12 protein-coding genes are annotated in these 14,904 nt (G+C 65.0%); 2 read left to right on the forward strand and 10 right to left on the reverse strand.

The window, feature by feature from the left end:
• Positions 1–288: 288 nt before the first annotated feature.
• The 6 genes from AB4Z51_RS12480 to AB4Z51_RS12505 form a co-directional block, all read right to left on the reverse strand.
• A complete protein-coding gene (locus AB4Z51_RS12480; protein ID WP_063984634.1) occupies positions 289–1,038 on the reverse strand; it encodes a phosphorylase in 750 nt (249 codons plus the stop codon).
• The gene (shc, locus tag AB4Z51_RS12485) at positions 1,035–3,002 is read right to left on the reverse strand and encodes a squalene--hopene cyclase (RefSeq protein ID WP_441497490.1); all 1,968 of its coding nucleotides are present in this window, start codon (positions 3,000–3,002) and stop codon (positions 1,035–1,037) included. Before shc ends, AB4Z51_RS12480 begins: the two co-directional genes overlap by 4 nt.
• Positions 3,003–3,052: 50 nt before the next feature.
• Positions 3,053–4,309, reverse strand: coding sequence for a hydroxysqualene dehydroxylase HpnE (gene hpnE / locus AB4Z51_RS12490; RefSeq protein WP_085403887.1), 1,257 nt, complete (start codon positions 4,307–4,309; stop codon positions 3,053–3,055).
• Positions 4,309–5,148, reverse strand: a complete 840-nt coding sequence (hpnD, locus tag AB4Z51_RS12495) for a presqualene diphosphate synthase HpnD (protein ID WP_441497491.1) — start codon at positions 5,146–5,148, stop codon at positions 4,309–4,311. The genes hpnE and hpnD overlap by 1 nt, the downstream gene beginning before the upstream one ends.
• Entirely contained in the window at positions 5,138–6,022 is an 885-nt protein-coding gene (hpnC, locus tag AB4Z51_RS12500; protein WP_014496822.1) for a squalene synthase HpnC, read from the reverse strand. Before hpnC ends, hpnD begins: the two co-directional genes overlap by 11 nt.
• 192 nt (positions 6,023–6,214) lie before the next feature.
• Complete coding sequence (locus AB4Z51_RS12505; protein WP_028143219.1) at positions 6,215–6,448, reverse strand: hypothetical protein; 234 nt, start codon at positions 6,446–6,448, stop codon at positions 6,215–6,217.
• Between the two features lie 457 nt (positions 6,449–6,905).
• On the opposite strand from AB4Z51_RS12505, the gene AB4Z51_RS12510 reads away from it, so the two are divergent.
• Positions 6,906–7,403, forward strand: a complete 498-nt coding sequence (locus AB4Z51_RS12510; protein WP_028146949.1) for a hypothetical protein — start codon at positions 6,906–6,908, stop codon at positions 7,401–7,403.
• Between the two features lie 75 nt (positions 7,404–7,478).
• On the forward strand, positions 7,479–8,312 hold the full coding sequence (locus AB4Z51_RS12515) for a hypothetical protein (RefSeq protein ID WP_085403889.1): 834 nt from the start codon (positions 7,479–7,481) through the stop codon (positions 8,310–8,312).
• 25 nt (positions 8,313–8,337) lie between these two features.
• Here the strand turns inward: AB4Z51_RS12515 and AB4Z51_RS12520 are convergent, their stop codons facing one another.
• The 4 genes from AB4Z51_RS12520 to AB4Z51_RS12535 form a co-directional block, all read right to left on the reverse strand.
• On the reverse strand, positions 8,338–10,704 hold the full coding sequence (locus AB4Z51_RS12520) for an efflux RND transporter permease subunit (RefSeq protein WP_071915703.1): 2,367 nt from the start codon (positions 10,702–10,704) through the stop codon (positions 8,338–8,340).
• A gap of 207 nt (positions 10,705–10,911) precedes the next feature.
• Entirely contained in the window at positions 10,912–11,694 is a 783-nt protein-coding gene (gene eutC, locus AB4Z51_RS12525; RefSeq protein ID WP_085403890.1) for an ethanolamine ammonia-lyase subunit EutC, read from the reverse strand.
• 6 nt (positions 11,695–11,700) lie between these two features.
• The gene (locus AB4Z51_RS12530) at positions 11,701–13,287 is read right to left on the reverse strand and encodes a B12-binding domain-containing radical SAM protein (RefSeq protein WP_441497492.1); all 1,587 of its coding nucleotides are present in this window, start codon (positions 13,285–13,287) and stop codon (positions 11,701–11,703) included.
• A 152-nt stretch (positions 13,288–13,439) separates the two neighbouring features.
• Positions 13,440–14,822: an ethanolamine ammonia-lyase subunit EutB gene (locus AB4Z51_RS12535; RefSeq protein ID WP_085403892.1), complete on the reverse strand. Its 1,383-nt coding sequence runs from the start codon at positions 14,820–14,822 to the stop codon at positions 13,440–13,442.
• Positions 14,823–14,904 lie beyond the last annotated feature (82 nt).

The raw sequence follows: 14,904 nt of genomic DNA on the forward strand, positions 1-14,904 counted from the left end.
CCCTGCGCGGCCACTCGTGCCATAAGGCAGATTGCCGACCTTCGTCAGGCTGATCGCGCTGAATCCAGCAAACCGACGATCGAGCCCAGCGTGTCCGGAACGAGCGTCGTGCGACGGCGATCTATCTGCGTCCAAGCGAGTCGGCGGCAATTGTCGAGGGCATGATGCGACGGACGCTGTGGGTCGTGGATCGAAACCGCATGGAAGCGACCGAGTGAGCAGGCACCAAAACGCAAAAGGCCCGGTCGCCAATGGCGACCGGGCCCTTTGCTTTATCGTATCAAGAGGTCAGGCCGCCTTGGAGACCAGGGCCTCGCTGTCGACGAGCTCGGTGCCGATCAAATAGTCGCGGCAGCCGCGCAAGCTACGCAGCGCGCGGTTGAAGTCGATGCCGGTCGAGACCAGCGCATGCAGCGTGGTCGGATTGCGCACGATGCCGCGCAGAACGGCGGCGAGATCGATCTGGCCGTTCGGCTTGATGGCGGCGCGGGCGAGCGCCGGCAGCGCGCGATGGGCGGGATCGCTGATGACGCGGACCGCGGCAAAGGGCAGCCCCGCCTCGGCGGCGTAGGCGGCCGCGATGTGGCTCTCCATGTCGACGGCGGAGGCGCCGGTTTCCGAATGCAGCGCCGCCTTGCAGGACCGCTTCGTAACCACCTCCTCGGCGCCGGCAAGGCTGCCGCGCACCACGCGGCGGCGGCCCGACGTCAGGCGGTCGATCAGGTCGTCGCCGAGCGACAGGCCCGCGGCCCAGCGGGTATCGCCGGAGAGCACCTCGGTCGCCAGCACGACGTCGCCGGAGCGCAGCGTCGGGTCGAGCCCGCCGGCCACGCCGAACGAGATCACGCCGCGAATCGTCTCGGGATCCACCACCGTCAGAAGCGCCCGCAACTGGGTCGGGCTGCTCGACGAGCAAATGACCGCCATTCCGGGCCCAGCCGCGATACGGGCCTCCTGAACCAGTCCAGTCACGATCAATATCGGCCGCGGGTCGATGGCATTACCCACGGTCAGATAGTCCCCCGTCCCCAAAGTCACATCCCGACCCCTACCACCCTGCTGTTGGTGTTCCGCAAGTTCCGATACCGCGCCAACGCCCACAGCGGGAAGAACTTCGGGTAACCGTGATAACGCAGATAGAATACACGAGGAAAGCCTGTGGCGGTGTACCGCTGCTCGTCCCACAGTCCTTTTTTGTTCTGTGTTGCAATCAGGTACTCCACCCCGCGGGCGACGGCCGGGTGATCAACCTCGCCAGCAGCCATCAGGGCAAGCAAGGCCCATGCCGTTTGCGAGGCGGTCGAGGGAGACGCCTCCCAGCCCTTGTAGTCGAGACGGTAGCTGACGGCGGCCTCGCCCCAGCCGCCGTCCTTGTTCTGGATCGAGGCCAGCCAGTCGGCGGCTTTCCGAATCATCGGGTCGTTATGGCGGACGCCGGCCATGTTGAGGGCACAGAGCACCGACCAGGTTCCGTAGATGAAGTTCATGCCCCAGCGGCCGTACCAGGACCCTTCCGGGTGCTGGGTCTTCCTGAGGTAGGCGACCCCGTCGGCGACATGCTTGCTGGTCTTCTCGGTCTCGCCGAGCTGGGCCAGCATGGAGATGCAGCGCGCGGTGACGTCCTCGGTCGGCGGATCGAGCAGCGCGCCATGGTCCGAGAACGGGATGTTGTTCAGATAGTATTCGAGGTTGTTGACGTCGAAGGCGGCCCAGCCGCCGTCGTCGCTCTGCATGCCCTCGATCCACTCCCGGCCGCGGTCGATTGCGGCGTCATAGCCGGTCGCACCGTGCTCGCGTCGCATGCGGTCCATCGACATCACCACCACCGCGGTGTCATCGAGATCGGGATAATAGGCATTGTTGTACTGGAAGGCCCAGCCGCCCGGGCGCACGTCGGGCCGCTTCACCGCCCAGTCGCCCTTCACCTCGAGCTCCTGCTTCGGGATCAGCCAGTCGAGGCCCTGCTTGGCCGCAGGCAGGGCTATGTCACCGCCGGCTTCGAGCAGCGCGTGGGCGGTCAGCGTCGTGTCCCACACCGGCGAGACGCAGGGCTGGCAATAGGCCTCGTCGCCGTTGAACACGAGCAGCTTGTCGATGCCGCGGCGCGTGACCGCTCGCGGCGGATAATTCTCGTCCTTGCCGAGCGCGTCATACATCATGACGATGTTGGCCATGGGCGGATAGATCGCGCCCATGYCGTCCTCGCCGTTGAGCCGCTCCTCGGTGAAGGCGAGCGCCGTATCGATCGCGCGCTGCCGCAGGCTCTTCGGAAACATCGGCTCGATCACGCGCAGAATGCCGTCGAGCGCGCGGAATAGCACGAACCAGGCCATGCTCTGGTGCGGCGCCTTCGCGGTCATGCCGATCGAGCGCGGATCCTGGAGAAACAGCTCGTCGATCCCGACGCCCTTCGGATTCTTCGCCAGCGGCTTCAGCGCGGCGAGAACCATCAGCGGCACCATGGTGGTGCGCGCCCAGTAGGAAATCTTGTTGAGGTGGAACGGCGACCAGAACGGCAACAGCACGATCTCGATCGGCAGCACCGGCACCGCGCGCCAGGTCACCACGCCGAACATCGCAAGCAGGAAGCGCGTGAAGACGTTGCTGTTGATCGCGCCGCCGCGGGCATGGATCGCCTCGCGCGCACGCACCATGTGCGGGGCGTCGACGGAATCACCGATCATCTTGAGCGCGAAGTAGGACTTCACGCTCGCGCTCATGTCGAACTCGCCGTCATGCACGAGCGGCCAGCCGCCATGGGCGCCCTGCACGCGGCGGAGATAATTGCCGAGCTTGGCCTCGAGCACGGCGTCCACGGGCTCTGCGAGATAATGGCGCAGCAGGATGTATTCGGCCGGAATGGTGCAGTCGGCCTCGAGCTCGAACACCCAATGGCCGTCGGATTGCTGGAAGCCGAGAACGCCTTGCGTCGCCGACGCAATGCTCGATTCCAGGACGCCCGATTCCAAGGCTTCGCGGCTGGTCGCGTTCACGGAATCCATGTCGCTCGATTGCTCCGATAGTCGATTGAAATTGACCGGGACTTTGCCCGTCAGGGCCGCTTTGCGGCCAAAACCAGATCGGCGGCGCGATCACCGGACCGCACCGATCCCTCGATGGTTGCAGGCAATCCCGTAGCAGTCCAGTCGCCGGCAAGAAACAGGTTTTTCAGCGCAGTGGCCGGCCCCGGACGCAGGGCATTCTGGGCCGGCGTGGCCGCAAATGTGGCACGGCGCTCGCGCACGATCTGCCAGGGGGGCAGCTCGCCGGAGACCCCGCCCGCCTTGCAGACGTCGTTCCAGATCGCCTGCGCGAGTTCCTCGCGCGGCATGTCGACCAGGCGGTCGCCATTGCTGATGGTCACGGAGAGCCGGTTCGGGAACGCGAACAGCCATTCCACGACGCCGCCGATCACGCCGAGGATCGGCGCCGAGCCCGGCGGCGGTTCAAAGCGGAAATGCGCGTTCACGATGGCGCGGAATTCGGTCGGCGTCTTCAGCCCGGGCAGCAGGCTCGCAGCGGCACGCGGCGGCACTGCCATCACGACGACATCGCCCTCACCGAGCTGGATCACATCCTCGCCGCCGAAATTCAGCGCGCTGGCCTTGCCGTCACCGGTCGTAAACGAACGCAGCTCATGGCCGAGCTGAACGGTGTGGCCGCGCTCCTGCAAGAACTTGACGGCAGGCTCGATCAGCACGGCGCTCAAGCCGTCGCGCGCAATCAGCGGCCGGCACGCCTGTCCGCCGGCAAGCAGCGTCTCGCGCACGATCGCGCCGGCAAGCCCGGCCGAGCCCTCGGGCGGATCGACGTTGAGCGCCGCAAGCAGCAGCGGCTGCACCAGCCGCTGATACAGGATGCCTTCGCAGGGAATGGACTTGCCGACCAGCGTCTCCTCCGACGCCCAGATCAGCGGCGCCAGCTTGAGATAATCGCTGAGCCCGGTGTCGGGAACGCGGCGGCTCTCGTCGAGCACCCAGGTCGGCAGCCGGCCATCGCCGAGATCGATCTGCCAGCGCTGCCCGGTCTTGATGTCGACGAACGGAAACTGCGCGCGCTCGGGGCCGACGAGGCCCGCCTCGGTGCCGATCGAGCGGGCATAGGCGCGCGCATGGCTGTTGCCCGACAGCAGCAGATGATTGCCGTTGTCGATGGTGAGATTGGTGGCGCCGTCGAAATAGGAACGGCAGCGGCCGCCGGCCTGGTGCGTCGCCTCGTGCACGGCGACCTTGAAGCCGGCATTGGCGAGCCGCACGGCGGCGGAGAGGCCGGAAATTCCAGCACCGATGATGTGAGCTGTCTTTTGCATCAGATGAAAGCGTAACGGAGCAGGATCAGGATGCGCGCGACCTTCGACACACGCACCGGCTCGCGCGGCGCGTTGAAGCCGCGTGCGATCAGGAGGTCCAGAATGGAATGGTAGTATTTCGACATGATCCGCGGCGCGCGCACGGCGCGGCGCTTGTTGCGGTTCATGATCTCGTCAGACTTCTCGAAATGCGCCTTCGCACGCTGCGTCAGCGGCTGGCAGACCTTCGGCAGCGCGCGCTCGGTGATCACGCCGTTCGGGTCGTTGGAGGTGATGCCGGCATGCAGCAGCGCCTCGCGCGGCAGATAGAGCCGGCCGAGGCCAGCGTCCTCGTCGATGTCGCGCAGGATGTTGGTGAGCTGGAGCGCGCGGCCGAGATGGTAGGCGAGCTGGATGCCGTCTTCCTCGGGCAGGCCGAACACCCGCACCGACAGCCGCCCCACGGCGCTGGCGACGCGATCGCAGTAGAGATCGAGCGTCGTCATGTCGGGCGCGCGGATGTCCTGCGGCACGTCCATCTCCATGCCGTCGACGATCGCAAGGAAATCCTCGCGCTTGAGGCCGAAGGTCTTCACCGAGGCGACGTAGTCCTTCAGCCGCGGCGGCGGATGGCCCTGATAGAGCGCGTCGATGTCGTTGCGCCACTCCTGAAGCGCGGCGAGCCGCTCGTCGCGCGGGCCGTCGGAATCGGCGATGTCGTCGACCTGGCGGCAGAAGCTGTAGATCTGGAACATCGCTTCGCGCTGGTCATGCGGCAGGATGCGCATCGCAGCGTAGAAGGAGCTGTTCGATGCGGTCGAGCCGTAATTGGCGCTGGGCGAGGTCGCCTCAAGCGTCATGTGCAGTCCCCGGTCTGGAAATGGCCTTGCGCCCGATCGCGCGGCGGCCGACTTCGCCGATCATGCCGGCGAGGCTGAAAGTGAGAAGCTCGAACTTGTTCAGATGCACGCGCTCGCGCAGGGGATCGCGCACCTTCAACAGGCGCACGATGCGATCGGCATAGGCCTGGATCACCGCGACGTCGACGCCGAGGCGGAAATCGCGGATCTCCGCGCTGAGCGACCGGCCCTCGTCGAGCAGGGCTGCGTTGCGCACGGCGAGCGCCTGAAGGCAGGCCAGCATCGCCGGCGGCGACTGCGTCAGCCCGAGCTGCTCGACCGAGGCGCCACTCGCGGCCAGCGCGTCGCGCGGCAGATAGACGCGATTGAGCTCGCGAAAATCCTTGCCGCAATCCTGGAGGTGGTTGTTGATCTGAAGACCTGCGCAGAGCGCGTCCGAGGCCGCCCATGTCGACGTGCTCTCGCCGTGGACGTCGAGCATGAAACGGCCGACCGGCATCGCCGAGTAGCGGCAATAGTGGATGACCTCGTCCCAGTTCTCGTAGCGCAGCTTGGTGACGTCCATGCGGAACGCGATGAGCACGTCGAGCGCGTGGCGCGGCGCCATGCCTCGCTCGGCCAGCGCCCGCCGCAGAATGACGGCTTCGGCCTGGGTGTCGCCCTCGCCGAGCAGTTCCGCCTCGAGCAGGTCGAGATAAGCGAGCTTCTGGTCGGGCGGCAGCGTCGCGTGATCGGCGATGTCGTCGGCGGTGCGGACGAAATTGTAGTACGCCAGGATCAGCGCGCGATGGCGCGGATGAATGATCCAGGACGCGACGGGAAAATTCTCGTCGCGGTCACCCTTGCCGGATCGCAATTCGCTCGCAGAGGTCATCGAGGGCTGGTTTACAATCGTTTGGACAGGAAGGGCTTTTTCGCTCGCGCGGGCTCATGCCGGCGATGCCGCCGCGGCCCCCATATAGGGGAATACGGCCGCAAAACCAATCCTGTCTCTCGATGGCTGCCCTTCCGGATCCGGCCCGAAAAGGCGGCCCCGGGGCCGCCCTTGGTAGGCCAGTGGCCGAGCTTACTGGTTGTGGGTCTTCAGGACCTGGTCGCAGGCCTGCGAGATCTTGGCCCGGTTCTCCTTGAGGCAGGCCAGGATGGTGAAATCGCCCTGGTCRATGACCGGACGGCAGAACTTCTGCACATCGCGCGTGCAGGCCTTCTGTTCCGCGTCCGTGCCGCGTCCTGCCTGGGCGAATGCCGCCGTCGAAAGGGATGCCGACAGCAGGGTGAGAGCGACGAGAAGCTTACGCATTGTATTCCTTCATTCTGACGGCAGAATCGCACCAATCCCGGACAGCACAGGGCGGACGACCGGAATGGATTGTTCTGATGGCAAGTCGCCGCGGAACGTGCGGCCTCGGAGAAGGCACAAGCACTGGCAAATGCGGCCAAATTGGCGCCACAGCCACCAAATTAGGTCTTCCCTCGCTCTTCATTGGCAGATGTAAGAGTTTGATACTACGTCATAATTCTGGCACACCGCGTTTTGATGCGTACCTGTTGCAGAGCTGCATCTCTCCGCCCTGCTTTTCCCGCCAGAAACACACCGAAACAGAGAGAATCGCGCAGCCTGACCTGGCGCGAGGGCGTCGTGAACCGCCGTCCCCGGCTGTCAGACTTTGAACCAGACACAGCCTCGGAACACTAAACTTTCGATGTGGCGAGACGTTCATCCTAAGCGAACGTCGCTCGAAAACGGGATATTCAAAATGCAATTCTTTGGGCGATCTGGACAGGCAATCAAGGCGGCCGGCATCGGGGCTGCGCTGCTCTTCTCAGTCTCGGCAAGCCATGCTCAGTCGTCCGGACCGTTTGCAGGTTTCGACGGTGCGTGGAGCGGCACCGGCACGGTGTCGCTGTCCGATGGCAGCACCGAGCGCATCCGCTGCAAGGCCGACTACAAGGTCGCCGGCACCGGTCTCAGCCTCAAGCAGGCCCTTCACTGCGCGTCCGACAGCTACAAGTTCGACCTCACCAGCGACGTGACGAGCCAGGGCGAGCGAATCTCCGGCAACTGGAGCGAGACCAACCGCAACATCTTCGGCAATCTCCAGGGCACCGCCGGCGGCGGCCAGATCGAGGTGTTCGTCGAAGCCAACGGCTTCGCCGCCAACCTGTCGCTGCGCACCAACGGCACCAAGCAGACGGTGCAGATCAGCTCGAAGGGCGAGATCCGCGGCGTCAACATCACGATGACGAAGGGCTGACGCCCTTCCCAGCGGATAAGGAACACGCCCCCGGTTCTCGCGAGCCGGGGGCTTTTTGCTGACATTGTTGCGGACATGGACCCAATTCGCAGACATCTGCTCAAGGCCGCCGGGCTCTTCGTAACCAGCCGCGCCTTCGCCAATGACCAGCAGGGTACGAGCATGCAGCCTTCGTCGGTAAAACCGCGTCACGTGCTCTGCTTCCTCGGCAAGGACGAGAGCCTGCTGCACCCGTCGAAGGCGGTGGCCAAGACAATCGCGGATTTCAACTTCGAGATCGACCGCACCTATTCGCAAGCCAAACCCGATCCGCACATGGAGCGGTCGTTCGGCGTGTGCTGGGACCGCGTCTTCCCGAAAGCCTGGTCTGCCGCGGACGAAGCGACCGTGGCCAGCCACAAAGCGGTGCTCTATTTGCTGAGCCCGCCGCTGGAGCAGCAGAAGGCAGTCGCCTTTTCGGCCGCGGCCTTGCGCATCGTCGAGGAGATGATCGAAGCCGGTGCCACCGCCGTGAAGGGCGAAAGCGCCGGCATTGCCCACGGCCTCGAGCGGTGGCGCAGTCTCGGCGATCAGGCCCGCAAGGGCGCAAAGACCAGTCAGGGCCTTGGCATGACCCTCGCCGTCGCCAAGGCGTGTCGTCTTGCTTTCGCCAAGCGTCCGCTCGGCGGCGATCGCTATTACGAGACCGTCGGCTATCACCTCGTCGGCTTGCCGGAGATCTATGTCGCGAAATCGCGCGGCAACGAATGGTCGGCGGTGATGCTCATGGAGGAGCTTGCCAACGCGATGGCCGAGAGTGGCATCGAAGCGACGCTACGCGATCGCAAGCTTACGCTCTCGCGGGAGCAGGACTACGCCGAGGACGATTTCAAGTTCAATCCGTACGGGATCGTCCGGGTCGAGGCGTGAGCAAAGGGCGGCGTATGCCGCCCGCTCAGATCGCCGGCTTGTCAGGGCCCTGAAGCTTGGCGTGCAGGTTGATCAGCCACATCGCCGTCGGCCGCAGGATGAAGAGGTCGGCGACGAGGGCCATCACCATCGAGAAGGCGCTGAGCCAGCCGAACAGCCGCAGCGACGGCAGGTCGGAGAACACGGTGACGACGAGACCGCAGGCCAGCACCAGCGTGGTCAGGATCAACGCCGGGCCGACCAGCACCGTCGCGCGCTCCACCGCGAGCGCCGAACCGACGCCCGGCTTGCTCTCCAGCCTGAGGCGATTGAGGAAGTGGATCGTCGCGCTCAAGCCCAGGCCGAACGAAACGGTCAGCGCCACGACACTGGCAAATTGCAGCCCCTCGCCCATCGCCCACAGCACCGTTCCCGACATCACCACCGGGAAGATGCCCGGCAGGATACAGGCGAACATCACGACCCAGGAGCGGAAGGCAAGGCCGATGAAGATCGCGACGAGCGCGAATTCGACAGTGAGCCCGCGGTTGAGCTTCTCGATCATGCCGGCCGAGTTGCGCGCGGCAATCGCGGCAAGACCCGTTACCGCGATCTCGTAGCCCGGATGCTTCTTGCGGACGGCGTCAAGTTCGGAATCGAGCTTGTCGACGATCGGTAGCAGCTGGCTGGAATCCTTGTCCGGCACGCGGCCTGCGACCACGACGGCGTCCTGCTCGGCGTCGATGAAGCGCCGGACCAGATGCTCGGGGATGACGTTGACATATTCCTTCAGCGTCGCGACGTCGGCGCTGCCGGCCTTGTCTGCGAGCCAGCGGCGCAGGGTCTCGAGCGACCAGACGTTGCCGACACCGGCCGCCTTCTCGACGGTCGCATGCACGTCCGCGATGGTCTGGAGCGTCTCCGGCGAGTAGAGCGTCTCACCCTTGGGGAACTGGACCAGCACGTTGACCGGATTGGCACCGGTGAGCTTGGCATCGAGCCGGTCGCTGGCGGCGACGGCCTGGCGCTTGTCCGGCACCTGATCCGCGAGCCGGTAGCGCGGTTCCAGATTGGCGTAGATGACGCCGAGGCCCGCGACGAACAACACTGCAATCAGGCTGAACAGGCCGGGACGGCCCACCATGCGGACCGCGATCCAGTAGCAGAAATTGCGCAGCGCCTGCACGCCGGCATCCGCGCTCTGGAACTTGGAAGCAAAGACTTTCTCATTGCGCACCAGCAGCACGCCGAACACCGGCACCAGCGACAGCACCGCGACCAGCGCGATGATGGTGGCGGCGAGGCCCGCCTCGCCGAACTTGCGGATCAGGTCGGAGTCGGAGAACTGGAGCGCGATGAAGGAAATGCCGGCGGTGCCGTGCGTCAGCACGCAGGCCGGGCCCACCACCAGCACGGCGTTCTTGAACGCGGTGAACTTGTCCTGGCCCGCGATCAGCCGGTCGCGCGCGGCGAACGTCAACTGCATCGAGTCCGAGAAGCTGATCACCATGATGAGCGGCGTCATCACGTTCAGGAACATGTTGAGATTGAAATTGGCCCAGCCGAGCGCACCGAGCGCCAGCAGGATCGCAATCATCGGCGGGAACGCCGCCGCGACCATGAACGAGATCTTGCGGAAGAAGATGATGGCGATAACGCAGCCGGCGAGGATGCCGAGGATGTTGTAGGTCAGCCCGTCACGCTCGACCGCGTTGCGGATCTCAAGCTGCATCACCGGCACGCCGGAGAGCTGCACGTTGAGGCCGGTATTGCCGAGGTCTTCCTTCATCAGCGCACGGATGTCGCCGACGGTCTTGGTCAGCTTGCTGGAGGCGACCACCTCCGGATCGAGCGAGAGCACGATCAGCGCCAGCGTGCCGTCGTCCGACAACAGCTTGCCGCGGATGATCTCGTTGTTCTTGACGGTCTCGACGAACTTGTCATAGGCCGCGCCCTCGGGCAGTTCGGGCGGGAACAGCGCCGCCGGCAGCCTGCCCGGCGCTGGCGCCTGCCGCGCCGAGAACAGCGAGACCAGGCCGCGCGTGCCTTCGACCAGCTGCATGTCGGTGACGAAGTCGCGCAGCTTCTCGAGGTTATTCCGCGCCAGGAGGGTCTTGCCTTCGACCACGACGAGGACGTCGAATTCCTCAGCCGGGAACTTCTTTGTCACCGCTTCATACTGGCGGAATTCCGGCGTGTTGGACCGGAACAGCTGGGACAGCGAATCGTCGATCTTGATCCGGTGAATGCCGAACACGGCACCGACGATCAGGGCGAGCAGAACGATGCAGGAGACGATCGGCGCCCGGACGGCGATCAGCCCGATGCGCTCGAGCCCGAAGGCGATCGAGGACGTCGGTCCCTGCTCGACCTTGTCGACATGAACCTCATTCTCGCGGTGCTTTTCGAGCATGCCTTGTCCAGTTCCTAATCGGCTCGGGTCTGTGAGCTTATTGCGTCCCGCGAACGGCTTGAAAATGCCATACAGATGGGAGGCTTGCCCTTTGAAAATGCGCGGAAAATCGCCGCGAGGGGTTTAGCAGGTCCAAACGCCCTCTCGCAAGCGCGCGCAAGCGCACAAATTGGATCAACATGCGGCGATTTCGACCCTTGATACCGGTCATTCCGGCCGGATCGTCCCGATTCGAGCGGGAGGATCGCCGCTCTCGTCTTTCAGCGCCACGCCGGTGGCCTCCCGCGCCAGCCCCTCGCGAACAAGCCAGGCGATTTTGAAGGCGGCCTCGTCATGGCTCAACCCGGCCTTGTGGACGTTCGAGACGCAATTGCGCTCGGCATCGGTGCGGCCCGGCTTCGGTGCGAAGGTCAGATAGGCGCCGAGGCTGTCGGGCGCGGACAGGCCCGGCCGCTCGCCGATCAGCGTCACCACCATGCGCGCACCGAGAATGGCGCCGATCTCGTCGCCGAGCGCGACGCGCGCGCCTGAGGCGACAACGAAATGTCCAATCGCGACGTCGTTCCCTTCCGCAAGCAGCGGCAGCAGGTGAGACACCAGCGCCACCGCATGGGCGTGGACCGCGGCCGACGACAGGCCGTCGCCGATCACGATGGCGAGCTGGCACGGCTCCGAGGCACTTCGCGCCAAAAGCTCCGCTGAACCGGCATCGAGCTGTCGTCCCAGATCCGGCCGCCGCAAATAATCCCTGCGGTCGACCGCCTGGCTCCGCGCCTCGGTGACGATAAGGCCAAGCGCGCGGAGATCTGCGACCAGACGCGGCGCGTCGAAGACTGCATGCACGGCATCGCGGGCGCGGGCATGGTCCAGCGTGAAATCCAGCAAGGCCCTTGTCGGCACGCTCGCGCCGCTGCGGCCGAGCGCGACGCGCGCAGGCGTCAGCGACCGCAGATCGAGGGTCGGGCGGCGCGGGACGGCCGGATCAGACATGTCGCGTCATTCGGCGGGAACGGAGGCCTCGCGCAGGCGGATCGAATAGTTCGAGGCGTTTTGCCTGCCGCTGGACGCCGCGCGCGCAAACGTAATCAGATGGTGCGCGATCAAGGTGCAGCCGATCAGCCCTTCGAGGTCGCCGCGCTTGATGCGCCCGAGCGCAAACTTCCAGAACACGCGCCTGTAGTCGCCGAGCACACCGACCTTCCAGAAGATGTTGCGCAGCATCACGAGACCGCGCCGGATGTTGGGCCAGGTCTTCATCTCGTCCGGCGTCGGCATCTTCAGGCGGTGCACATAGACGTTGTCGCATTGATACTGGAAGCGCGCGTAGACCTTCTCGGGCTCGTAGGCGACGCCCATGGCGTGCTTCCAGGATGCGACGACCTCATCATAGGGCAACAGGAAGTCGACGTTGGAATCGCGACCGTCATCCTCGATCAGGCGTCCCTCGCGCTCCAGACGGTCCCACAGCGGCGTCTTCGGCAGCGCCTGGAGCAGGTTGATCGTGAGCAGCGGAATCCGGGACTCCTCGACGAAGGCCAGCAGCGCCTCCGAGGTGTTCGGCTTGTCGGTGTCGAGCCCCATGATGATGCCGGACACGACCTCCATGCCGTAGGAGTTGATCGTTTGCACGCCCTCGAGGATCGGGACCATCATGTTGTGGTCCTTGTGCATCGCCTTCAGCGCGTCGGGATCGGGCGTCTCGATGCCGCAGAAGATGGTGATGAAATAGGCCTCGCGCATCTTTTCGAGGATCTCGGGCCGCTTGGCGATGTTGAGCGTCGCCTCGCAGGCGAGCCGCACCACATAGCCGGTCCGCTTCTGCCATTCGATCAGATGCGGCAGCAGGTCCATCGCCGCCTTGCGGTTGCCGATGAAATTGTCGTCGACGAAATAGACCGTGTCGGTCATCCCGCATTCGCGCAGGCGGTCGAGCTCGGCGATGATCTGCTCGGGCGACTTGAGGCGCGGATTGCGGCCGTAGAGGCCGGGGATGTCGCAGAACTCGCACTGATAGGGGCAGCCGCTGGAATATTGGATGCTGCCGAGGAAGTATTTCTTCACGTCGGCGAGTTCGTAGGCCGGGATCGGAAACTCCGTCATCGGCACGCGGTCCTTGGTGGTGAGCACCACCTGCTCCCCGGGACGCGACGTGTCGCGCGCCAAAATCTCGATCAGCCGATTGGTGGCGTCGCCGAGTTCGCCGACATGGAGATAGTCGAAGGACGGATAATAGTCCGGGCAGGCGCTGACGGAAGGACCGCCGAGCGCGACCGGGAGATCGAACTCATGGGCGCGGCGGCAGWTGTCGTTCATCTGCTGGCGCTGGATGTGCATGCCACTGACGAAGACCGCCTCCGCCCACGCGAACTCTTCGTTGGTCGCGCGACGGAGATTCTCGTCGACGAATTTGACCTCCCACTCCTCGGGCAGATAGGCCGCGAGCAGCAAGAGCCCCTGCGGGGGCATGAAGGCGCAGACGCCGTCGGTCAATGGATAGGAATGCTCGAACGTCCCGAACGACGAGGTGTACCGGGGAAACACGCACAGAATCCGCCGGGCCGTACCGTTACTTTCAGCTCGCATCAAAGCTCCCCCGCCACGGTCGACATAGCTGCGGAAATTGCCAGCCAGACACATAGCGTAATGCTGTCGCCGGAATTTCTCAATATTGTGGCAGGACCATAATTCCGAGAGGGACCAATGGTTTCCTCAAGCCGCCGGGCGCTCCCGCCGCGTCACGCGATCAGCCGTGAGGCAAAATCGGGCAGCAGGCCTGCGTCGCCGGCAAGACGGAAATCGGCGCCCGCGATCCCCGACTGCACCAGCCAGTCGTCGAATTCCGGCGCGCGGCGCAGGCCGAAGACGTCGCGGACATAGAGCGCGTCGTGAAAAGACGTCGACTGGTAGTTCAGCATGACGTCGTCGGCCCCGGGGACACCCATAATGAAGGTGACACCGGCGGCCGCCAGCAGCGTCAGCAGATTGTCCATGTCGTCCTGGTCCGCCTCGGCGTGGTTGGTGTAGCAGATGTCGATCCCGAGCGGCAGGCCGAGCAGCTTGCCACAAAAATGATCCTCCAGCCCGGCACGGATGATTTCCTTGCCGTCGTAGAGATATTCCGGGCCGATGAAGCCGACCACGCTGTTGACCAGCAATGGCGCAAAGGCGCGGGCGACCGCATAGGCCCGCGCCTCGCAGGTCTGCTGGTCGACGCCGTGATGGGCGCCCGCCGACAGCGCCGAGCCCTGGCCGGTCTCGAAATACATCACGTTCTCGCCGACCGTGCCGCGCTTCTGCGAGAGGCCGGCCTGCTGCGCCTCCTTCAGGAGCGCGAGATCGACGCCAAAGCTGCGATTGGCGGCCTCGGTGCCGGCGACCGACTGGAAGACGAGGTCGACCGGCACGCCCTGCCCGATCAGCGACAGCGTCGTCGTGACATGGGTCAGCACGCAAGCTTGCGTCGGGATCTTCAGCCGCGCGATGATCTCGTCCAGCAGCCGCAGCAATTGCGCAATGACAGCGGGATCGTCGCTCGCCGGATTGATGCCGATGCAGGCATCGCCGGCCCCTAACAGGATGCCGTCGAGGATCGAGGCGGTGATGCCCCTGGCGTCGTCGAAGGGATGGTTGGGCTGAAGCCGCGTGCTCATCCGCCCCTTCAGGCCAATGGTGTTGCGAAAGGCGGTGGTGACCTCGCATTTCCGCGCCGCCAGGATCAGGTCCTGGTTGCGCATCAGCTTTGAGACCGCGGCCGCCATTTCCGGGGTGATGCCGCCTGCCAGCCTGCGCAAAACCTCGGATGTCGCCGCGTCCGACAGCAGCCAGTCGCGAAAGGCGCCGACCGTCAGCGAAGCCACCGGCGCGAATGCTCTGGCATCGTGGCTGTCGATGACGAGGCGGGTGACCTCGTCGGCTTCGTACGGGATGACAGCTTCCTGCAAGAACTGCCCGAGCGGGACGTCGGCGAGCGCCATCCGCGCCGCGATCATCTGCGCGGCACTTGCCGCGGCAATTCCGGCCAGCCGGTCGCCGGAGCGCGGCGGCGTCGCCTTGGCGAGCAGGTCGCGCAGGTCCGGGAACGTGTAGGTCGTGGCGTCGATGGTGTGGCGGTAGACCAAAGGCCCCTCCGGGGTTCATCGGCCAGTGGCCGACATCAGCGCGATCCCAAACTATACCCAGATCAAGACACTGAAATATCTT

The organism is Bradyrhizobium sp. 2TAF36, from assembly GCF_052114925.1.
Lineage (GTDB): Bacteria > Pseudomonadota > Alphaproteobacteria > Rhizobiales > Xanthobacteraceae > Bradyrhizobium > Bradyrhizobium barranii.